This window comes from Gloeothece verrucosa PCC 7822 (genome assembly GCF_000147335.1).
Lineage (GTDB): Bacteria > Cyanobacteriota > Cyanobacteriia > Cyanobacteriales > Microcystaceae > Gloeothece > Gloeothece verrucosa.
Genome location: NC_014533.1, coordinates 581,962 through 606,232, shown reverse-complemented (window position 1 = coordinate 606,232; position 24,271 = coordinate 581,962). Strand labels below are relative to the sequence as shown.

Genomic DNA, 24,271 nt, shown 5'->3' with positions numbered 1-24,271 from the left:
CTTTTTTTCACCTTTCTATGTAAATGTTTTTGGAAATTTTTAGCCATGAATAAACTCAATTTCTCTTTTTCGGATCTCATTGCTGGATATGTTGTCAAATTTGAACCATTAGAGGGTAAGTTTGGAAGTTTCCATCTCAAAACTTCAGACGGTAAGACTTTTAAAGTTAGCCTAACTTCTATGACCAATGCTCAATTGGTGCGAAACTTAGGGGAGCCTTATTATAACTGCACCACACAGATCAGTTCTATGCTCGTTCCTCAGCGTTATCTTTTTGTTTATGGAATTTTTTATCCCGAAGCCGGAGAAAACAAATTTGAGGCTAAAAATATTGTTTTTCTGGGACGAACTGAGGCCGAGTATTTATTTGAAAAGCCTGACTGGTGGGTAAAACAAATTCAACAGTTAGCTGACTTTTACTTAAAATGTCAATTTGAAGATAAAGAAATTGATTTTCGTCAATACCGTACGGACCTGAGCTTAGTGGGTAGTAAAAAAAATTCCACTCGTCAGGAAACTGATACTATTTCTCGTCTTGTCTATGGTTTTGCTACTGCATATATGTTAACCGGCGACGAACGTTATCTCGAAGCCGCAGAAAAAGGCACTGAATATTTGCGTCAACATATGCGCTTTTTAGATACTGATGAACAAATTTGTTATTGGTATCATGGCATAGATGTACATCCTGATGGCAGTGAGCAAAAGATTTTCGCCTCAGAATTTGGCGATGATTATGATGCTATTCCTGCTTATGAACAAATTTATGCTCTAGTTGGCCCGACGCAGTTGTATCGAATCACAGGCGATCTTTGTGTACTTGGGGACATTGAGCGAACTGTCAATTTATTTGACCGTTATTTTCGAGATAAAACACAATACGGCGGATTTTTCTCTCACATTGACCCCATTACTCTCAGTCCTTATAGTGCTACTTTAGGTCAAAACCGAGCCAGAAAAAATTGGAACTCTGTAGGAGACCATGCGCCTGCCTATTTGATCAATCTTTGGTTAGCCACTGAGGATCATAAATATACAGAGATGCTCGAAAAAACTTTTGATTTGATAGAAAAATATTTTCCAGATGATGAAAATAGCTTTTTTGTCCAAGAGCGTTTTCATGAAGATTGGAGCCATGATCTTCACTGGTTTTGGCAACAGAATCGAGCAGTAGTTGGCCACAACCTAAAAATTGCTTGGAATATTATGCGGATGAATCATCTTATCCCTAAAGAAAAATACACTAAATTAGCCGAAAAAATAGGGCAAACTATGCCAAAAGTCGGCAGCGACCAGCAACGAGGTGGCTGGTATGATGTAGTAGAACGCTTTCTTGAACCTGGGCAAGAAAAACATCGCTTTGTCTGGCATGATCGCAAAGCCTGGTGGCAGCAAGAACAGGCTATTTTAGCTTATTTAATTTTGGCAGGTTCTTTAGAAAATCCTAAGTATCGTCAATTAGCACGAGAAGCCGCAGCTTTTTATAATGCTTGGTTTTTAGATTCTGAAGACGGAGGCATTTATTTTAATGTACAAGCTAATGGAATTCCCTATTTAGCTGGAGGAAATGAACGAGGTAAAGGCTCACATTCTATGAGCGGTTATCACGCTTTTGAGTTAGGATATTTGGCGACAGTCTACACCAATTTATTGATTACTAAACAACCAATGGAGCTATATTTTAAGCCCAAACCAGGTGCATTTAAAGACAATATTCTACGGGTAGCTCCAGATATTTTGCCTTTAGGAAGTGTTAGAATTGGAGAAGTTCAAATTGACGGTCAAACTTATTTTGATTTTGATGCTGAAAAATTGACCGTTAATTTACCTTTCTCTGAAGAATCACTGAAAGTAAAAGTGCGCTTAATTCCGGCTCAAGTCTTTTTTGATGCGACTGTGCTAGAAGTGTCCCAAGGTACGGCTAAAATTGCCCTGACAGGATTACTTGATGCCAATGCCAATGGAATATTTCAAGAGGCTTTAGAGCGAGCAACTAAACAGCCAATCCATCGGCTTATTTTGTTTTTAGAAAATTTAAAATGTATTTCCAGCACGGGCATACGAACCTTGATTTTTACTAAGCAAAAACTGGGAAAAACTGTCGAAGTTCAATTAGTAGGGGCTAGTGATTCAGTGACTAAATTATTAAAAATGAGTTCTTTTTGCCAAGGAGTCAAAATTATTCCTAAGCTTGAAGATTCAACGGTAGTCATCAACAATCAATCTAACGAGTTAGATTTAATTTTGTCAGATGATTTTGATGAAAGCAAAAATCTGTTAAACAATTCTCAAAATCCCGAACTCATGCCATTTAAGTAATAAAATTCTTCTTTTCTGGGGTTAAGTTTTTTAAGTTGACCCAAAAACGCCAGATCGCCAATAGCCGTAGAGACGTTAGATAAAATGTCTCTACACAAAAAATAAGTTCCTTAACCGCTATTTTCTTATATTTGTTAAAAAAAGCTCAATTTCAAACTTTTAATAAATTACTCAATAAAATACATCCACAAAAGACAATGGCAAAACCAGTTATTATTACCCTAGATGATGACCCACAAGTTTTACGTACTATTGTTCAAGATTTAAGAAACAAATATGGTGCTAAATTTCGGGTAATTTCTTCGGACTCAAGTGAAAAAATCTTAGAAACTCTAGAAGCTTTAAAAAAACGTCAAGAATCTGTAGCCCTTTTTTTAGTCGATCAGCGAATGCCAAAAATGACAGGAGTAGAATTTCTTGAGCAAGCAAAAGATTTATTTCCTGATGCTAAACGAGCCTTACTAACCGCCTATGCAGATACAAATGCCGCCATTGATGCTATCAATAAAGCCCAAGTTCACTACTATCTGTTAAAGCCTTGGCTGCCCCCTGAAATCAATTTATATCCTGTGCTAAACGATTTGCTCGAAATTTGGCAGGCAAACTCAATACAAGTTTTTGAAGGACTTCAGGTTATTGGGTTTAGATGGTCTCCTAAAAGCCACCAAACAAAAGATTTTTTAGCTCGCCATCATATTCCTTATATTTGGCGAGATATGGAAAAAGATTCTACAGCTATTGAGCTTTTATCAGACCTAAATTTAGAGGCATCTAAATTTCCCATAGTGGTCTTTCCAAATGGGCAAAAAATGGAGTGTCCTTCTAATCAAAAAATTGCTGAAATCATCGGTTTAAAAACCCGTGCCGAAATGCCTTTTTATGATTTGGTTGTTATTGGTGGAGGCCCAGCCGGTTTAGCGGCCTCTGTTTATGCGTCTTCGGAAGGACTTAAAACAGTTTTATTAGAAAAAGAAGCACCAGGAGGGCAAGCCGGAACAAGCTCCCGCATTGAAAATTACCTTGGTTTTCCTATGGGATTAACTGGAAGTGATTTAGCGCGACGTGCTGTTGCTCAGGCTCAAAAATTTGGAACTGAAATTATTTCACCCCAAGAAGTCGCTAGTATCTGTTTAGAAGGACAATACCGTGTAGTAACCTTAGCTGATGGCACTAAATTAAGTTGTCACGCGCTCATTATTGCTAGTGGGGTTTCTTATGTTAAGTTAAACATTCCGGGAATTGATCATTTAAATGGTGCTGGTGTGTATTATGGTGCTGCTATTACTGAGGCGATTTCTTGTCGTAATGATGATGTTTATATCGTTGGTGGAGCAAATTCTGCTGGACAAGCGGCAATGTGTCTTTGTGAATATGCTCGCTCTGTAACCCTTGTGATTCGAGGAGAATCTCTAGGCACTAAAATGTCGAAATATCTCGTTGATCGCATTGAAGCTAGTCCTAATATTTATGTGAAAGTTTTTACTGAAGTAGTAGAAGTTTTAGGCGAAGATAAACTGACCGGACTAAAACTTGCTAATTCAAAAACTGGTAAAGTAGAAACAGTCGCGGCTAATGCTTTGTTTATTTTTATCGGTGCTAAACCTAATACAGATTGGTTGCAAGATTTTGTAGAACGGGATGATAATGGTTTTATATTAACCGGACCGAGCCTGATGAAAGAAAAAAAAGCCTTAGCGGAATGGCCGCTTCTACGCCCACCATTTTTATTTGAAACTAATATACCAGGCACTTTTGCCATTGGAGACGTTCGCTCTGGATCTGTTAAAAGAGTGGCTTCTGCTGTTGGTGAAGGCGCAATGGCTGTTCAATTTGTTCATCAATATCTATCTTCTTTCTAAAAATTGTGAGGTCACAAATATGCTTGAAGTTCTGCCCCAAATTCCTCTTTTTCAAGAATTAGAAAATACAGAAAAATATAAAATTTTTCAAATAGGACATCAAATTTCTCTCAGTTCTGGAGAAATCCTTTTTAAGCAAAATGAACCGGCTACTCACTTTTATATAGTTCTTGAAGGACAAATTCAAATTATACAAAAAGTTGAGGAGCAAGAAATTTTGATAGGAACCTATAGCAATAATCAATTTTTTGGAGAAGTTCCTCTGCTTGCCGGCACCCCTCATCTCGCCAGTGGAAAAGCTGTTATCTACAGTGTGTTGTATTGTTTTGATGAGAAAGATTTCTGGCAAATTATGTTAACTTTTCCTTGTATTCGCAAAAAAATTATAGGTTTTATGGCAAATCGAATGCAAGAGTTACAAACAATATCTCTACATCATGAAAAAATGATTGCATTAGGAACATTAGCTGCCGGGCTGGCTCATGAATTAAATAATCCTGCATCAGCAGTACAGGGTGCTGTAGGATTATTGAATGAGACAATTAATAACCGCAATACTCTAGCCTCAAAAGCTATTACAGAAGCTCTCGATCCTAAGCAATTAGAATCTTTTTTAAATCTAAAAAACTATGCTGTTAAATATGCGAGTAATGCCCTGTGCTTAGAACCATTAAAACAAATCGAGTGGGAAGATGAATTAACAAATTGGCTAGATACTCATCAAGTTGATAATAGCTGGAAACTTGCCCCTAATTTAGTTATAGGAGGTATTAAGGTTGAGCATTTAGAAAAGATAAGCCAAGAATTACCGACTCAAACTTTTAAAGATGTATTGGTCTGGTTAGAAGCAATCATCAATGAATTTAATATGCTTAATGTTTTACAACAAGGTATTATTCGCATTTCTGATATAATCACTGCGGTTAAATCTTACTCTTTTGTAGAACAAACGCCTTATAAAAAGAAAGATGTCGATTTGCACGCTTGTTTAGAAAATACTTTGATCATTTTAAGTTTTAAGTTGAAGAAAAAAAATATATCGGTCATTTGTAATTATGATCATCAATTACCTTTTATTTATGCAGATGGTAATTCTCTCAATCAAGTGTGGACAAATCTTATTGATAATGCCATAGATGCTATAAATACAAAAGGAACGATTTGGATTCGTACAGCCGTAGAAAAAAATTATGTAATTGTAGAAATTGCTGATAATGGCTCTGGAATTCCGCCTGAAATTCAATCTCGTATTTTTGAACCTTTTTTTACAACAAAAGAAGTAGGTAAAGGTATGGGATTAGGCTTAGATTTGGTCTACAAAATAGTAGTTAATGAACATAAGGGAACCATTCGCTGTCTCTCTGAGCCTGGCTATACAAGTTTCCTTATTCATCTTCCTATTTCTGAATTTCGCTCTTAACTTCTTGTTAATTTATTGAAATAAGAGAAATATTTTCCCCCTAATACTTTCGGCAATTTTCCGACTCTGAGTCAACTCAGAGCTTGCACCAACTGCTTTCATTGTTGAGAAAGGGTGTAGGGTGTAGGGTGTAGGGTGTAGGGTGTAAGTGTAATATTAAGGTGTAGGGATGGCGAGCAAAATTCATGACGAATTCAAAAATTCAATTCAAACGAGATTTAACAGTTTGGCAGGAGGCCGTAAATTTAGCTACTAGCTTTAATTCGTGCCCTTGAAAACAAATAAATCCCAAAACCCCACACCCCACACCCTACCCTTTACACCCTACACCCTGTCGCCAAGAACAATTTAAATGCGTGACAGCTTATAAACAGGCAGATGAAGAAATTTTAGAAACCCCCTTATTTTCTCGCTCAAAGCGTGAATTTATCAGCATTTGGGGTTATTTCCCTCTTCTTGATCATTTTCGTCTCTCCCTTGGACAAATCTGTCGTTATTCCTTTCTGGGCTAATTTGGCTTTTAGTTGTGAAATCATCTGTCTGTAAACCTCTTCACGAGCCATAAGGTAGATGATGGTAATTTCTAGTTCATCACGTTCAAGACCCATCAGCACTCTTTTGGCAGATTCAATGCCAAGTTGGTTTTCTAGTGGGAGAGATTCGATTATTTTTTTGGTTCTTTTTTTTAAATCAAGATTTTTCATTTTTTTTTGAGGGACTTTTAGGTAGCCAATCTGCTTTAAGAGTCATGTTTTCGACTCAAAGCCTTGTACAGTAAACTTTTTTAAGTTTAACTTTTCTTAACATTTTGTTACATTCTCAAGTTTACCAGTAAAACTAAAGTTTATAAAGTTTATTAGGCTTAAATTATGACAACCTTTCGTAACAAATTTTTGATTAGTTTAGCAGGCTTCAGCTTGAAAAACCAAAATAAATACATTTGTTCTTAGCGTAGGAAGTCTAGTTCGGCAGGGAAATAGAAACTACTTCTGACCCGTACTTGAGCCTCATCTACCGATAGTCCCAGATCAACGAGATCACTAATCCGAGTAGTTAAGGGGCTAACAGTCTTAGCTTGAGGAACTGCCACAAGTCTTTCAAGCTGAGGCGCTCCGGTTTGTGTATCTACTCCATCGAGCATCACAATACGACCATCCCGCTCATCAATTACTCTATCGCCATTCTTGTCAAAGAACTGATAAGGAATATGGAGGGCGGCGCGACCTTGACTATCGGTAAAGGTGAAGGGTTCACCACTATCGGGAAGTCCGTTGCCATTAGCATCGAAGAAGAGGGCCGCACCTACAACCGGGTGACCATCGCTTCCCCATACACCATTGCTATTAAAGTTGCCCCCATCCAGCACAAAGGTGTAAATCGGAAAACGACCCAACCTGCTCGACCAAACTTCAGCGCCTAGGACTTTGACAACCGCTTTGAGTTCAACATAAATTTGAAAGAAGACGTTGAATAAACTCAACCCTGAGCTATCACCCTCAAACACATCCGCAATTTGGGCGATAAAGTCCCAAGCTCGGATCTTACCATCATAGAAACCTCCGGCTGTAACACTGCCCACTTTAATCGGATCACAAACATCGGGAGTCGTTGCCTCACAGAGATCAGCGATATCTGCGCCGCCCTCAATATGAGGACCACCTCGTAAGGTCACCGAGGCAACCAAGGCATCTAAACCAAATCCGAGATCAGCCCCTCCCTTACCTTGGAGTTCATTCTTATCAAAAATCGTCTTGCCGCCCGGAGCTTCCCGTTCAAATCCTCGCCAACATTGGGAACCGTCGCAATAATTGGCCGCGCTATCGCCCTCTGCCCCATAACTAGCCACCGACCAATCTTTTAAGTAAATACTATTGAGTAAACGGAGAAAATGCTGTCCCACAGACGAAGATAATTCACTTTGTCCTTGGGCACGACACTCCCAGATAGCTTGCGGGGTATCGCTGCCGCAGACTATCGCTAGGATACCCGCCGTATCAACTCCCAGAGAAATATCTTTAGTCCCAAACTCTAGCGTACCGACAATTTCTGCAATAATGCCAGGATAAGGCCGGAACTCCCGAGACACCATAAACTCGTAATACAAATCAGGAAGGGTAATAGTTACAATCTCGGTGGGATCACCCAAAACGAACTTGATCACATCTAGAGGGTTAGTAAAGATCGGAAAATCAATGAAACCACTCTTACTGAGGAAGTTTCGCATTTTATCTTTAATCTTGCCCACATTAGCATTATTGTTCTTATTCGCCGATGCAGGTTTTTCTGGCTGAACTTCCTTGACATTATCCGGACTAACTTTGGGTTGTTGGGGTTGATCGCCACCGCTTCCTTTTTGGCCGAGTTGGGTCGTGTATTGATAGCCCATTGTACTCCCCAAAATGACATGACCATATTTATCGGCATAGGGTTGGAAACCGGGGATAATAGGTTCACTACCCTCTAGAGGATTAACCCGGATGTCGTCGGGATTGACTAAGAATCCATCTCTGGAAACAACGAGTTCAGACAAGGCTGTCACTCCTCTGAGTTGCTCGCCTAAATCAACAGAAATTTGGTAAAGCTTCAGAAGCTCCATAAACTGGTTCAAAAATTTGTTGACCTGTTCTAATCTCTGTTTATACTTTTGGGAATTTCCTCCCACAATTTGCAGCAAGGGAGTCGGAATTTCTAGCGGTGTGACTCGGCCATCGCCATTAATATCAAAGACGCTTTGAAGATTTAACTTGTTAAAAATCTTAGTGTCTGCACTTAAAGTGTCTACAATTGGCTTGGCCGGGTCTACAATGTCACTCCATTTACCAAGAACAGCCGCAAACTGATCGGACAAAAACTCACCTAAGTCAAGTCCCAAGTCATAAAGGCCGATAACCACATCGGGGTTAGCACTGGATAATTTACTGCTGGCTGAAGCTTGGGCGGTTGCATTGAGGGTAATGCCTAGTTTCAAGTTAACCGAAGGCAAGGGTAAGGATATGGGTTGTTCTTGAGAGAGAGTATTGTCCACAGGGGTTAGTCCCAAATTGGTATTCATGTAGAAGGCGAAGTTCCCCCCCAAACTGAACAGGAAATAATCTGAAACTCGGGTTATCTCTGCAATCGGGATGATCCCATTAGGATAACCGCTCTGCTGTGTTCCTTCTGTAGACGTGTTTCTCTTGGGATCTCGCAAAGCAATTTCCATGTATGCCCGAACTTTAGCCATAGGTGCAATTTTAGAAGGAGAAACTTTTACGATTTTCAGGGCAATAGGCTCTGTATCAAAGAGATTACCCAATCCGGTGTCGGTTATGCCATCGCTATCAATATCTTCAGTGAGTTTGTTAAACTGATCTAATAGCTTGCCATTAAACTCTACTTCTAACCCATCGTTAGACTTAATGCGGATTGACAATTTTTGAAAAGTCTGCTCTCGGTCAGTGGCAATAAAGAACTCATCCTCAAGCTTGTCAAGCTCAAAAGTTTCTTCTGTATTCCCGTTATTAATTTCGTCTCTTAACTCTTGAAGAGAACGATAGTTGGGAAGTTGTGATACCTCTTGCCAACCCGTAATAGGAACATCATTGCTCTGAACGGAGTAGGCGGCTTCTAAGCTAGGAACTCCTTTTCCTTTTAGGTCTTCCTTGCTCACTTCAGAGATCAGGATGTGACGAGTAAACTCAGTGCAAGGTATACCGTCTATTAAGTCAGTTGGCGAGGGGCACTGCATTTGATAGCCCATGAAATCAAGCTTTTGGGGCGGATAAACCGGAGTCTCAGCCGCAGGGTCGGGTTTCCAGTGCAGGAGTTTACCGCCGCTATCTGTGGCCAGAAGGGCCTGACAAACCTCATAAGTCCCCGCTTCCACAGCATTGCTTGCCTGATTTAAGATAAAAGTACCGTCTGCGCTCGTACCTGGGCAATACAGATTAGTCTTATCGCTTGTGGCTTCTTTTCTTAAGGTGTAATGGGAAGTCCCATCTTGCCAGATACTCAATACCCCATATTTGCCCACGACATAAAGGGGTGTCCCTTGACCGGGAGAAGCATTTTCATCTGTAAGCGTCACCACTTTTTGGCGATCCGAATATTTAGCTGATAAGTCTTTATAAATTTTTGGTAAATCACCGGCATTGGCATTACTGGCGGGTGCAGGAGGCACAAGGGCTTGGGTAAAGCTGGCGGCTAAAGGACCCATCTGTCCGGTGGCTAGAAAATCGGCTGAGGCATTGGCTTCAATCGTCACTTTACTGACGGCTTCCTGTTTTGGATCTTTCGGCTGTTCATCCCCGGCTTCGGAGAAGATAACTGAGTAGCCATTGATAGTGTATGTCACTTCCTGAGAAGTTGCTCCCCCATTTAGAGTGATGTGAACATCCTTGAGCTTGGCATTATTTGGCCACTGTATTTCATTTTCAGCGTCGGTGTAAAATTTCCAGGTCCATTCAATTTCGTTAGTGTTAGCATCTTTGGCTTTCAAAGTCCCCGTCAGGGCCAGTTCCCCATCCTGGAGTTTTACCCGTTCCTTGTATCGTTTCCCACTCTTAAAGGCGTTTGCTTTACGAGGTAACTGCACCTGGGTTTGTTTTCCATCTTCTAGCGTTGCCAGCACATTTAGTTTTTGCAGGTTTGGACAAGGATTTTGAGCGGTTTTTTGACCGCAGGTAGTTGTAATTCTGCCGGGGTCTGCGTAAACCGAGCTAGTCTGTATTAGGACATTCTTGTCATCGGGGAAAGCGGGGTCGACGGTTGGAGGGGTGTTATCCAAATCCAAAACCGGCTTGACCGTGATTATTTCTATTCCTCCTGCGCCGGGTTCTTTATTGTCTTTTAGTTTAAGACCGAAGCTAACTTTGAGTACCTGGGAAGTTGCTTTACCAGATAGATCGGTAGCTTGAATCTCACGGTCGGCAAAGTTGATTTCAATCTGTTTGAGATAATCGATAACTGCTTTCAGATATTTAGTCTTAGAAGGCAAACTAGATAAACTCTCTCCAGAATTCCATTGAGTTAAATAATGTTCAGGATCAAATAAAGCATTGATTTCTATTTCGGCGGCTTGATTCGGCACAATGGAGGCCGGTTGTTGTAAAGAGATCTCAATAAAGGGAACTTCTAACTCTTCACCCTTAACGGCGTATCCCACCATGACCGACTTATCCTTGTTACGCTCAGGTTTTGGAGTATGACCGGGGATCTCTTTCCAATCCCAGGTAATTTGCGGCGGAGCTTGTTGAAGCTCTGGATCTTCTGATTGGGAATATTTAGTCTTGAGTTGATCGTTAATGTCATTGTTATTCGTAGGCGGTGCGACTTCGTTCCCATTCTGTTTTGTAAAGCGAATTCCATCGGCCGAGACGACCGTCCCCGGAAAGGTCTTGACTAAGAAGTTAGGAATAGTGACCGGTTTGCTCTTAGGACTACTGGTCAAATCCGTTAAAGCCGCTTTGTCGGTGACAATAAAGACTTGGTTTGTAATATTAGTGCCGCTTGTCTCAGTTCCCCGGAATTTAATGCCAAATACCAGATCTATGCTGATTTTCCAATTGGCCTGGCCACTCGCTTCCCCATGACCCTGAAGGGCAGGTATACCAAAATCGCTATCTTTTCCTTCAGTAGAGACACCTTGACCCCAATTAAAGGACAGTTGGAGGATCAGTTTCTCGCTATCGAGTTTGATCACATAGAGGGGAATACCGTACTCGGCAAACGTCGCCTGAAGGGCTTTTTTAAGAACTTTTTCTAACTCGGCGGTGGTTAGATGAGGCTGTTTCTTAATTTGGCTAGTCACCATCGCCAGTAAGCGCTCTCCGAAGCTGGGTATTTGAGCGCTGGTTGCGGTTCCCGATTCATCAGCCTCCTGACCCCCACCTAGGCGACCCAAGACCGGAAGGCTGATATTGTTGATGTTTTCATCTAAAAGCGGGAGGACGTTTTCTAACCCTTCGGCTACCACAAAGGGATCTAGGGGTTGCTCTTGGAGATGCACACTTGCTGTAGCCAGGCCATAGCGCAGGACTTGAGCCGTCTGGGGTTCTTCTAACTGGCCGCTGAAACTGCCGCAGTTTTGAGACTCTTCTAGGGGAATACCGTTAGCGTATACCACCATTGGACAGCTATTTTGGGGATCTTGAGTATAGACGGTAACCAGTTCTAGGATTCCGTCGCCGTGATTATCGAGGTCATAGGTAAAGCGATCGTGAACGACCCGCTCATCAAAGTCTTCTAAGTTATGACTCAGAGCCGCTTTGTCAATCGTATAGGTATAGGTGCGATCTGCATTAAGGGTTAATACGCCGTGATTTCCCTTCAGTGCTTGTTCAGGAGTGACATAAATCTTAGCGCGGTTCAAAGGATTAGCGGCATGGAGGGGGTTAGCATACAGAGGGACACCAGCAACTTCTAGATCTTGGTTATTACTATCCCGAAGGATCATAGCTGTGACCACAGGTTTTAAGGTGGTACGGCCTATTTTAGTGATCGTGACAGAAAGATTTTTTTGCGCCGCGTCCGGATCTGGGATTTGATTGATGATGACATTACCCTCGACAACATTCTCGCATACGGTGAGGTCATCGCTACAGAATTGAACCGTATCCCCATTAGCCTGAGCATACATTGTGATGTTACCTTCAGCATCCATGTCTTGGGTGACGGTCAGATTTAGGGCATAACGGTCTATCAGAGGTGTTTGTCCAGGGATTTCAGTTGTCTGCTCGTACAGGAAGGAATCATGAATAGACCAATTGTCATCAGTTGGTAATTTTCCTTCTTCTAAAGTATAGGTGTAGCTACCATCTCTATTGAGAATAAGAGTTCCAAAGTCGCCCTCTAAAAAACCCGGCTCATGATCGATTTGAGTATCGTTGAGAGCGCGAATTTCAACGGCTAACTTTTGGTCTAAGATTGTAGTACCGTCTTTCTCTATAGTGTAGTCAAATACATCGAACACTTTACCTAAAGGCGATTGGGCAATCTCTGCAAGGATAGCTGGCTCATCTTTAAGGTCGTAGCTAAAGTCACCTTGATCGTTCAGTGTAGTTAGAGTACCGTAATCACCTGTAGTCTCAATCTTGACAGTACCTTCAATAGTCACTGCTTCAGGATTATCCACTTCTGCGGTAAGGTTAAGTAAACCTTTTAGGCTGTTGTAGAAGGGATCTGTATTATCTTCCCCTACTGCCACATAGAGATCGGTGTAACGGGGATGAATATCATCTCGGTTTTCCTTCAGATTATTGAATGCGCGTACATCGATAGTTTGCCACTGGTTCCAGTTGTTCGGGGTAAAGGTAGCAGAGTCAATATCTAGATAGGTGAGGTCTCTTTGGTTATCAGACAGAATATCGTTATAGTAGAATTTCACGGCTACATCCTGTTGAGGTTGAGATTTAAGACCCACCCGGAAGCCGTTAAATTTCCCTTCATCAATCTTTAAGCCATCGGCAGGAATGACTATTTTGAGTCCAACTTCCTCATTATCCAAAATGCGGACGGCGGCGGTTTGGGTATCTGGGTAGAATTCGTCTAAGCGATAGTTATCTGTATCATTCGGGGGTTGAATTTCGACAATTACCGTCTCATAACGTACCGCCATTGATTGCTCAGGAACGAAATCATCTATCGGGAAGATGGGGAAAAGAACCTTAGTTTGGCCAGATGGTATGTATAACGTACCTTCTTTTAAGGTTTCGGGTAACTGGAAGTCTGGGCCCGGATCTCCTTGATGCTCTATTCTTTCTGCGGTAGCACCGAAGTTAGGGCCATCCTCAAACGCATATATCTTGTAATGCACAGGTAGCCCACTGGGGTCGCCGACCGGTTCCATCACATTGAGGCTAAAATAGCCCGGATGAGTATTTTCTGGCGCGTTTAGGTCAACTCCCGCTCTTACAATAGGTTTGTCGTTATCTTCAATACTGACCCGAAGTTCGGCTTCACCTGTAGCGAGATAGGCTGGATCGAGCATTTCCTGACTCATACCAGTTACTTTTAGCTCAATCTGGCCAATGAAGACTCCGGGTAGGGATTCACTCTGAGTCAGAACGATAGGTTGATCGAGGTTTTGGTCGATGATAGCCACTACATTATAAGTGACTGTCCCTTCTTCATCGTTGATCGCTGTAACCTGAAAATCTAGGGTATGATTCTTCGTTTTGTCGTCTGCTTGAGTAAAATAAATTCGGGGTTCAGTATACTTTCCGGCTTCGAGTTGTAGCTCTGTGGGTAAAGTATAAGTAAGAGTAGTAATTTCGGAATCGTACGTCGATTTCAGGCTACCGTAGCTACCATATAAGGTTTGATTGGGGTCCCAGAGACGAACCTTGATCTGGCTTTCGTGGTGATATTCCACTGTGTCATCATCGACTGCCGCTACTGCAACAGTGCGCTCTAAATTCCAATCTTGAGGGGTGAAATAAAGTTGGATCGGCTGACCAGCTAACTCGTTGGTATTATAGAAAAGGTTACCTGTATAAGTAATGAGATTGAGTGATCCGCTTTCTTCTGGGACAGTTTCTTGCTCATTGACTGCGTAAGCAACAGGGATACTGATCCCATCATTACTCAGAAAACCATAGCCATTGTCAATCGAGAAAGAAAACTCATCTCTGGCGTTAGCTTCTGATGCAAGCTGAGTTTGAGTATAAGTATAGTCTCCATTAGCACGCCAGCACAGGGTTCCGTATTGCCCGACTTTGATTGTCCCATCCAGTTGACCATCGCCGGGGTTACAATTCCCATTTTTCGCTTTACGGGTGCGAATTGTTTTGAATTGGCGGCTGAGGGAATCCATTTCTACTGATTCAGCCATTCGTCGCTGAGGGTAGAAGGTGATTTCTCGATCCGTTGGGTCGAGTATAACCATTACCGGTTCGGTTGGTTGGCTGTTTAGGGAGACTTTAACCGTATTAATTTGTCCTTCGGTGGTGTGTAAAGCACCTTGGGCAATGGCCACATCTGGCAAGGTATCAAAGGTAAGATTTAACCCAACCTGATCGTCATTATCGGTACTTATCGCTTGTAAGACCCTCAGACCATTGCTATAAGTATAATCTGTGCTTTGGGTGGTAATGATATAGCCGAAGGTTGCATCTTGATCATCTATGCGATTATCGACTCCTTTGACCCAGAAAACCTGCGGCTGATCCCATTGATTGCTAGGAATCAGCAAGGTGATCGTCGGTAGATATGTGCCCTCTGAGTCTCTAGAAATTAAACCTTGAAGAATACTACTGGTAGCGATGGTAAGCTGTACATCACTGGTGGGTTGACTGGTTAGCTTGACCTGATACCGGGTAGCTGTTCCTGTTGTTTCCGATACGTTAACCGGATGGGTTAAATCTATCGGTTCTCCATTAGCATTAAGGACTTGGATATCTGCAATATCATTATCCGTAATTTCGAGGGTGATGTGATCTGTTCCCACTTCGGTGTGATAGTCAGCCGCATCTGCCCTTCCTTCTATCAGGTGAATATGAATAACTTCCGTCCCTTCAACTTGGTGATCATCTATCAGTTGTATCGGTAAGGTGACACTATTTTGTCCGGCCCGAATGGTTACCGATTCTAAACGATCATTTTCTCGTAGGTGTATTTCCCCTCGGTTGTCACTTTGGAAGAGATCCGGATTGCCGTCCCGATTCCAATCTGCAAAGCTATAGAACTGGACTTGGTCATAAGGACTATTGAGAGTGCGATTACCGTAGGTAACTTGGGTATCTAAATCTCGTAAAAAGACATTGACACTACTGTGGAACGATTCTACAAAGTAGGGTGATTCGGTTGTCCCGTAGTTGACATAATAGTGGTAACCGTTCCCCAGTTGTCCTGGACGATTGCGGGTGTTATCTACTAAGGCATCTAGATCGCCATCTTGGTCTAGGTCAAAGAATTGGACAAAGTAACCTTGCTCATTGGCTCCCAATTTGGGTAACCGGTGAGCGACACTACGCTGTAGGCTCATTTTTCCTTCGGCTGTCCCTACGGTAAACTCACTCATTTGACCTGTACTGTCAATGCTAATGAGATCTAGTATACCATCGCCGTCTAGATCCGCTAAGGTTGGGGCGACTGGTCCAGACATCCTTAAAGCTTTTCCATCACCTATGAGGGCACGCGGTTGTCGAAAGCTTGGGAATAACCTAGAGCCGTTATTTTCGATTATTTGAACATCCCCGCTACTCTTGCCGATGATTAGGTCAAGATCGCCGTCAGTATCCATGTCTCCTGCGGATATCGGTGCGGCTTCACCCAAATTTAGGCCGAGGGATTGAACATTAAATTGGGGTTTTCCATTGCGGGTTTGTCCTTGATTTTGGTAAAGCATGGCCTCACCGTGACCATCGACAATGACAGCATCTGTTTGATTGTCACCATCAAAGTCACCTATCGCAAAGGTTGTACGGCCTCCTAGCGTCCCGGCATCTAGCCCGAAAAGGTTGCGTTGCTGGCTAGTGAAACCACTAAGCGAGCTATAGTCTTTCTCTTGCTCTGCCGCTCCCCGTATCGCCCAAAGGCCCGACTGCTGTAAGTTGATCGGTTCACCGTCTCCGATCAGTTGAACTGTTTGGTTCTCATCCATCGCATTAGTCAGAGTTTGCTGGTTGAAATTCCAGTAACCTACAAGGTGTTCAGCAATCTTTGTTTCTTGGATGGGGAGGGTGGCGTTGTAGTGCGTTTGAATTTGTTTGTCGCTTAGAGGGATATCCCAGATCCGTATTTCATCAATAGCGCCTTTGAAGTAGTTTTTGTCTGACCCGCGACCAATGGCTTTGATTCTTGGTAGGAAAATTGATTCTTTATATTCACTACCCATCTGTTTTTCGCCATTAATGTAGAGTCTCGCTTCACCATTGTTTTCATAGCTATAGGCGACATGGAACCATTGACCCGGCAATATCCCTAAATCATTCTGAAGATCAACTGATAATGGCGTTAAATTTTCTTTTTTGATTTCAATTTTTGCATCATTTAAAATCAAACCGTCTGAGGAGGAGTTAGAAGTAATGAATAAGCTTTGATTGCCTGTAAATGCGGCAGGACGAACCCACATTTCAATCGTGCCATTTCCGTTTTGACCCCCTATTGCAAAACCTGGATCTGGGAACTCTAAAGCATAGTTTTGATCGGTTATAGCATTTAGGCTTAGGGCACTATTGCTCGGTGTTTCTGGGGTTGGGGTATCAATGCTGTAGTAGATTTGGGTATCTTCTGCGGGTGCTGAGTCTAGTTGTATGGTGAGATCGACCCCGGACTGGTTTTCACTGACTGTTGATACTGCGGCTGAAATGGTAGCTAAAGGCTTTGTCGCATCAGGGATAGTAAGTAAGCTGGTGGGAATTTGCAGACTGGTGTTGCATTCACTGAGGTCAACTACAATCTCTTTCTCTTGTGTTCCGTCCTTAACAGTAAAAGCTAATTGGTCCGGCTGTTGCCTTGGATTAGGCTCATAAACCCATCGGGTTTGATCATTAACTTCTAGCGTAAATATTCCGTATTCGGTTATTAGAGGTTCATTGACTTTAGCTTCAATGGTTTTTCCTCCAGTGGTGCTATAAGTGACTAAAGTAGGTGAGCTTAAGTCCTCTTCTCCCGTAAAGGTGCTGTGTACCTCAATAGTGGGCTGACCATCGCTTAAGATAACTTTAACATCGGCCATTTTTGTCGATTGGTTACCCTCTGCTTGAAGTTGTAGTCCAGTAATTGCAATCGTGCCCTGCCATTGTTCTCCTTTAAATAAATTGCCGTTGACCAATGCTTGAGCGGTTAGTAACACTGGAGTAACGGGACTACCTGCTGGAAGCTCTTCTTCATGGGGAATTAGTCGTAAGACTTCACTACCGTTTTGTTGTGCGACTATGTCCAAATTATCCAGTGCCCATGTCCAAGCTAAGGGCTGCTGATTACCGTCTCTATCTGTATAGGTAACACTGGGAGGTTCTGGTTGTGTTTGGGGATCGATAAAGTTCACGCCGCTTAGAGTTTCGCCATTAGCTTTGACGTGATACACCGCAAAACTATCTAAGGTGGCAGGTAAAAGGTTAACGGTAATGAAATTTTCATTTAAACCGTCACCTGTGGCGTTTAGGTTGATTTGAGAATCATCGGGATTATAACCACTAGCATCATAACCGGCTCTGATTCCCTCAATTATCAAATATTGGGGCTGGTTCCAGTTTTCGGGGGTAAAGGTAAGTTTTTGACAAGGGTTGCCGTCAGCACAATAAATTTCTAGGTCCGCCCCGGCAGATGTTCCTACCCCACTTTCACTCAGGGTAACCTCTAGATTCGTTGCGGGTTGAGACTCAAGCTGAAGGCTAATCCTTCCTCGTTCGCCTTCGGTAAGGTTCAAGATTTCTAATTTGATCGGGTTATCTAGCGGCTTGAGGATGACAGATTGAGCAGAACCCTGATCAAGCTTAATTTCAGACGCTTGAGCGAGAAAACCTGAAACGAAATTCAGTTGTGCATTTTCTTCTAGAGTTACGCTCTTAACGTTATAGGTTTGACCTAAAATAGAGACTTGGCTTGGCTCTAACTGAAGTTCAGCCGCAATTTGTCCATCATCTTCGATGTTGTAACTTGGAGTTTTTAAGCGGATCGGAATAATAGTTCTAGGAATTGTTGTAACACTGGCGGGTAAAATTTCTGGTCTAATAGCTCTTGGCGGCTGCCATGCGACTGATAGATGGTCGGCTTCTGTGAAATTAACCTGCAATGCTTCCAGATAATAATATTTTCCTTTTTCTAAGTGAATAGGGCTAGATTTTTGGCTCTCATTCCAATCCCATTGCTGATAGGCGGGAAAATCAACAGTAGATAAATCATCTAGATTATGACTGTCTATCACAAAGTGGGAAGCCGGTTTAGATGAGCCTGAGATACCCATGTTAATATTTATTTGATTCTTATCGTGGCCTGAAATTTGATCACAGAGCTTTACAATACCCTCATTTTTTTCAGCATAAACCTGATTGCGATAGCCACTAATTGTTTGCCCATCGTCCCCAGTTATTTCTAACCAGCTATCTGGATCAATACGAGGAGTTATGTCCGAGTTGAATTCAATAGTAGCTTTTGGTCTACAGTATTGAGAATCAAAATTAGGTGTTATTGTCTCGTCAGGTTTTCCTCGCTCAACTGTAACTCTTACAAAATGTTTGGTCTCGTTTGGTTGAAAAGCAACAGAGGCGTAGATTTCTTGACCCTCGACTTGAGCGATGGTTTCAGTCGCTTCAGCCGCTTCACCGCTAGGATTTAAGCGTAGCTCAGAATTTCCGTTAGAGGCGATCCAAAAAGTATAATCTCCCGTTTCGGGTGGGGTAATGAGGGCTTTAATCCGTCGGCCTTTATTTTGGCTGTTGGTTTCGGGCAGATCTAAAGCCTGAGCGAGGAACTTACCCGATTGTGTGGGTTGGTTTGGGTAACGATCATTGTTAGTCAAGACTGAAACATCGTTAGTGATCAGGTTATTCCAAGTCTCGACTAAGAAACCATGACGAATAAGTTCAGCCCGGAGATACGGATTTTTAATAATATTTAATTGTTCGTCTTGGTCACCATTCCACTTAACCATCAGGTTTCCGGCAGCATTTCCGCCTTTGTAGCGGGCTTCTAGGTAATAAGTTTGCCCCGGCTTCAAATGAATCTCATCATCAGGTCTGATCAGTTGCGCCGCATCCCCATAAGGGCCAAATTTATTGAGCCAAAGCTCCGATTCTGCATTGAAAGTCCCGTCATCTGCTGAGTTAACCGCTTCAACCTCTGTGATGAAGTGATAAATATAATCTTCGTTTTTGGACTCATTGGGAGTCAGATAGGTGATCGCCCGGAGGTAGGTATTAGCTGGAATGTTTTTAATTTCAAAGTTAGGATTATAATAAGCTATTTCTGCTTGATCAGGGAAAGTGAGATAAGGGAGTTGAATTTTAGGTTCAACTGTTTCAGTCACCGGGGCTATTTCTACTCGTACTCCGGGGTGAGGTTTAGAAGAAGCACTGTTATCTGCTTTCCCAGAGTCAACGGGTTCTAAGATAATATCTTTGATCAGTGCATCAGATTCTTGAATGATTAGGCTTTGATCTTCATTTTTGCCCAAAACTTCCACTTCAGGGAAGAAGTTGACGAAATCCCCAGGCACAGGTTCAGCAGGTAAGTGCTTGGTATATCGAATTTGAGCTTTATCGTTATCTTTTACAATAAAGCTGGCAGTTTCTCCTGCGGGTAAAATGCTTACACCTTCGGGTAACCCTTCGGCAGTCAAGGTGATGCTGATGGTTTTTGTGCCGCTCACAATGTCATCGTCCCGAACAAGATATTTTAGACTCGCGCTTTGCTGATATTTGGGTACGATGAGGGTGTCTGTTGTCTCAGTTACATCATTTACTTTTAGGGTGTATTGAACAGGAAGATCAAACGGTAGCAGCTGGCCTAGGGTAACGACAAATTCCCCCGGTGATGGAGATCCTTCGAGGTTGGTATCATTGCTGGCGGTGACGTTGAGGGTTACGCTACGTTTAGAAACATCCGGACTTGCTCCTTCTGAAATTTTAAAGTGATCATAAGATTCAACTAGGGTAATCTGGCGATTAACCCCATCTTTGTAGTTATTATCCTCGCTGCTGCCGGTAAGGTTGATTATGTCTCCGGGCGCCACTTCTGAGAGCGTTACTGACTGATAGGTATACCAATTGGCCGGAGTAAAGATAAGGGATACTCCCCCCGTATTTACCGTAACATCAGCCGTCGGTTGACTGGAAAGCTTAACCGAGAATTTAACTGTCCCATCTTGATTAGGGACTAAGGTATTATTTTCATCTACCAGCTCGCCATTGATGTTGTCAGCAATGAGGATACCGGGCAGGAATTCTCCACTGTCGTTGAGGGTAAAGGTTGCTTGTTTAGCATTTTCTTTGACGGTGTAGAACTGGAACATCTGATCAGAGGAGATGTTGTTTTCTAAATCGGGATTATAACTGGGATCATCGAAGGGAACTAGGGTTAGAGTGTACTCCTCCGGCTCTTCTTTTACGGCATCTGGCAGCGCCGCAAAATAGATTCGAGCTTGTCCTGGCTGTAATTGATTGTATTGGGAGTCGCTCGGCGGGGTGACAGGTATGACTACTGCATTAACGATTTGATGAGGATTGTATTTATCGTTGTTGTAGTTCAGTTTGTTACTGAAATATTCTTCCCCGTATCCCCCGTTTTCTTCGTCATTGCGGGTGAGGGTGTAATGTACGGGTAATCCGGCGGCTAAGGCATTGTTAAATAAGTTAGAGTAAACCTTTTTGTCGCCGTTTTTGCGGCTTACTTGTACTGTGGCGTACCCTAGCCCTTTAAGATTGGATACATCGATAGTATTTTCAGAGGTTTTAGTCGGGCCGTCTTTGGGGGCTAGAGCATTGGCTACATCGGCTATGTCAAGGTTACTTTCATCTATCAGAATTTCGGCTTCGTAGTTCGCGTCGTCTATGATAACCTGCTTCTGTTGCAGGTTATTCTTGAGCTTGTATTGAGCATCTTCATAGTCTAATAGCTCGACGGTGAAGGATTCGTCTCCTTCTACCTCTTTATCAATATAGGTTCGGACTCCAGCGTAAGCCCCTAATGCGTTGGTTTCTCCCTGTGTTTCGGGTATGTTGAGATAGTATTCTTCATAAGCTTTGTCTAGGGTGCGGCTGATGTAACCGTTAGTTTCCTCTTCCCCTTGATAATCAGTATCTTTTAAGCCTGTACCTTGGGTGAGCTTGAAACGCAACTCCGTCCCCTGGATCATAGATTCTCTTGGGGAGTTCTCGTCTACTTTCACCTGAAGGATAGCCCGCTCTCCTTCCCAGACTTTATCAATAGGTTTGCCGTTGATATCCACTAATGATAACTCAACGATCGCTGTCATATCTTCAATAACAACCTGTTGAGTATATTGGTCACCTAGCTTGTAGCTACCACTGGGGAGTAGGTTAATGGTGAACGCTTCATTTTCTTCTCTTTTGTAGTCGTCGTTGAACTCAATGCCACCGTCAACCTTGTCTGACACCGCCGTAAAGCTGGTATCCCCTAATCCCCGTTTAAGGTAAAACTCTCTCATGTTTGACCCAAGTTTAACTGAGCCAACTTCTGTGTCTGACCAGGCAAAATCTTCTCCTTTAGTTGGTTTATTTTCCTCTGGATAGGTGAGGTAGAAATAGATGGTTGTGCCGTTGGGAATGTCTTGGTCGGCTGTAATCTTGAAGAGAGCTTGTTTTCCCTCTTTAACTTTATTTTTGTCGCTAGTGCTGATGTCTTCACCACTCTCATTCACTAGGCTCAAACTAAGAGTTGGAACACTACTAGACAACATAAAATCGAATGTGCCATTGTCTATTTTTTCTCCTTTTGTAGTAAAGATAGCAGCACCTAACGCTTGACCATTCTCCCCAACCGTATTTTCCACTGTATCAGGATTTTTTGTTGATGTTCCTTGTTGAACTACGTTATTCTCAAAGCTACTCTCAAATACAACTAAACTGCCTTGTTCATTGTCGCTATTGCGGACAAAAATGGCTCCTCCAAGACCGGCACCACCGCCACCGTAACCCCCCCATCCAGCATCACATCCATTTCTGCCGGCTTGATTACCATTGCGACCTTTCCCTCCATAAGCACCACCTTGACCACCAGGTCCACCAAATCCCTGATCATTTTCATAATCGTCACATTCGCCGTCGTCGTAGCCACCGCCACCGCCACCACCTCCGCCGGCTCCAAATCCACCCTTACCACCAGGTCCACCACTTCTAGCGGCATCACCACCTTCCTTATTATCTCGGCCACCTCCGCCACCACCTCCGCCGCCGGTTCCAAATTCACCATTTCCTCCATTCTGTATTGGATCAGCCCCACAGACATTATAATTTCCGCATTCTGGTCCGCCTTGACCACCAGATCCAGGAATAAATAGCGACGAAAAGGATAAATCGGATGTGATATTAAACTTGCCTCCACGATTTGCTTGCTGTCCCTTGTATCTTTCATTAACAGCGCCATAGCCGGCCGGTGAACTGTTATTGCCTCCTTGAGCTTTGTTATTATTGAACTTTGAATGCACAACAATAACTTGACCCCTATTGATAAATAAAGCACCACCAGCCCCAAGTCCACCGCCACCGCCACCCTTATAGCTACCACCATCATAAGATATATAATCTCTGGGTGCATCTTCTCCTTGAGCTAGTCCATTCTTAAAGGTAACTTCTTCAAACACCACAAAGCCACTACTCTTGTTAACGGAGATAATCTGGTGTTCGCCACGTCCATCAATTGTGAAGCCGCCATCATCAATCACCCAAATATTGTTGCTGCCTTCAACTACGTTTAAAGGAGTATTTAGTTGCATCGTGCCATCGACCGAGCGGGTATCAATGACTACGTCGTGATTGGCAGCCATAGCCTGCCGAAGCGCATAGCGAAAAGATCCTTCATCACTACTGCTATCGTTAGTCTTAGTGACTTTGATATAGCCGCTTGTTGCATCTCGTGCGACCATTTCCTTTAACTTAGCCCGGCCTTGTTGTACCAGCCCTCTCACCTGCTCTTGGCTCATGGATGGAGAAGCGACTTCACCTCTTTCTTGCGCTTTTTCCTTTTCTTTTTCATCCCTAGAAGCCTTGCCTTGATTCACATTGACTGTGTTGTCATTACCAAAGATAAATATCGGATTATCGCCATAGTTGATGATATCGCCGATTTCTCTAGAGGCTATCAAAGAACCATCCGTTGCTGAGAGCGATTCAGGCTCGTTTGATGGTATGACTGACGGTTGTGCTTGTATATTTAGCGGCAAACCATTAGCCTCTAGCAGTGCGGCTGGCATTGGAGATGATGCCGAGAAGGGGAGAATGTCCTGGCCTGACGTTGTGATGGGATAACTTGCCGCTTTAGCTGTCATGGGGAACAGAAACAACGACTGAACGGCAAACAAGATAGCAAGCACAACTGTACAACTTCGGACGAAAACTCTCGGCATCATCATAGAAAACTTTTAGTTAGGATTAAAAAACAGTTTGGATGTTTTTGGTTGTCTCGAGGGGGATAAATTCGGAAGCCCCTTTGACGATGTTGGTCAGAAAGATTTTGTAATCCTTCATACATACTTACGCTGTCGCGTCCACACCATCGAAGTAATAATTACTAGGTTGGCGTTTGGGGTTCACCGATTAGATTAAGAATTAAGTGCTTTGCCGCATTTATTGACGCGACGATAGCACCCCTAATCAAGAGGATACGGTAATGTATTCTTTTTCTTATTGTTATGCTTTTGGTTTTTCATGTTCATTCTTTTGATAGATGAAAAACCTGCACAAATGCTCTTTTAGAAAAATAACACGGCTAATCATTTTTAGCAATATTTTTTCTTAAATCCGTTTTTTTGTTTTTTCTGTTCTTCTCACGAGAGCTAGACGTAGAGAGATATACAAGCAAAAAGTAATCTAAACATTTGGGCTGACTCTTATAATTTTCTTATATTTTAAAAATAAAGCTAAACTCTTGTATGTAAGCTTCGGATTTTATACACTTAAAGCAAGACCAATTACACCCGTGAAAGCTCAATAGATTGAACTGTTTCCCGTTATTGTTTTCCTCAAGGCTGTTCTAATACTAAAACGTGGTCTTGTATCTTTTACTCGTCAATTTT

At 42.6% G+C, this 24,271-nt stretch carries 5 protein-coding genes; 3 read left to right on the top strand and 2 right to left on the bottom strand.

Annotation, left to right across the window (positions count from 1 at the left end):
• Positions 1 to 45: 45 nt before the first annotated feature.
• The 3 genes from CYAN7822_RS29360 (at position 46) to CYAN7822_RS29350 (ending at position 5,598) form a co-directional block, all read left to right on the top strand.
• Positions 46 to 2,319 carry an AGE family epimerase/isomerase gene (locus CYAN7822_RS29360; RefSeq protein ID WP_013334601.1) on the top strand — a complete coding sequence of 758 codons (2,274 nt, stop codon included), beginning with the start codon at positions 46 to 48 and terminating at the stop codon, positions 2,317 to 2,319.
• A gap of 197 nt (positions 2,320 to 2,516) precedes the next feature.
• A complete protein-coding gene (locus tag CYAN7822_RS29355; RefSeq protein ID WP_013334600.1) occupies positions 2,517 to 4,178 on the top strand; it encodes an FAD-dependent oxidoreductase in 1,662 nt (553 codons plus the stop codon).
• A 19-nt stretch (positions 4,179 to 4,197) separates the two neighbouring features.
• Positions 4,198 to 5,598 (top strand): ATP-binding protein, encoded by a 1,401-nt coding sequence (locus tag CYAN7822_RS29350; protein WP_013334599.1) that lies wholly within the window; start codon positions 4,198 to 4,200, stop codon positions 5,596 to 5,598.
• Between the two features lie 413 nt (positions 5,599 to 6,011).
• On the opposite strand, the gene CYAN7822_RS29345 is transcribed toward CYAN7822_RS29350, so the two are convergent.
• Positions 6,012 to 6,302, bottom strand: coding sequence for a hypothetical protein (locus CYAN7822_RS29345; RefSeq protein WP_013334598.1), 291 nt, complete (start codon positions 6,300 to 6,302; stop codon positions 6,012 to 6,014).
• A gap of 242 nt (positions 6,303 to 6,544) precedes the next feature.
• Positions 6,545 to 23,608 carry a LamG-like jellyroll fold domain-containing protein gene (locus CYAN7822_RS29340; protein WP_013334597.1) on the bottom strand — a complete coding sequence of 5,688 codons (17,064 nt, stop codon included), beginning with the start codon at positions 23,606 to 23,608 and terminating at the stop codon, positions 6,545 to 6,547.
• Positions 23,609 to 24,271 lie beyond the last annotated feature (663 nt).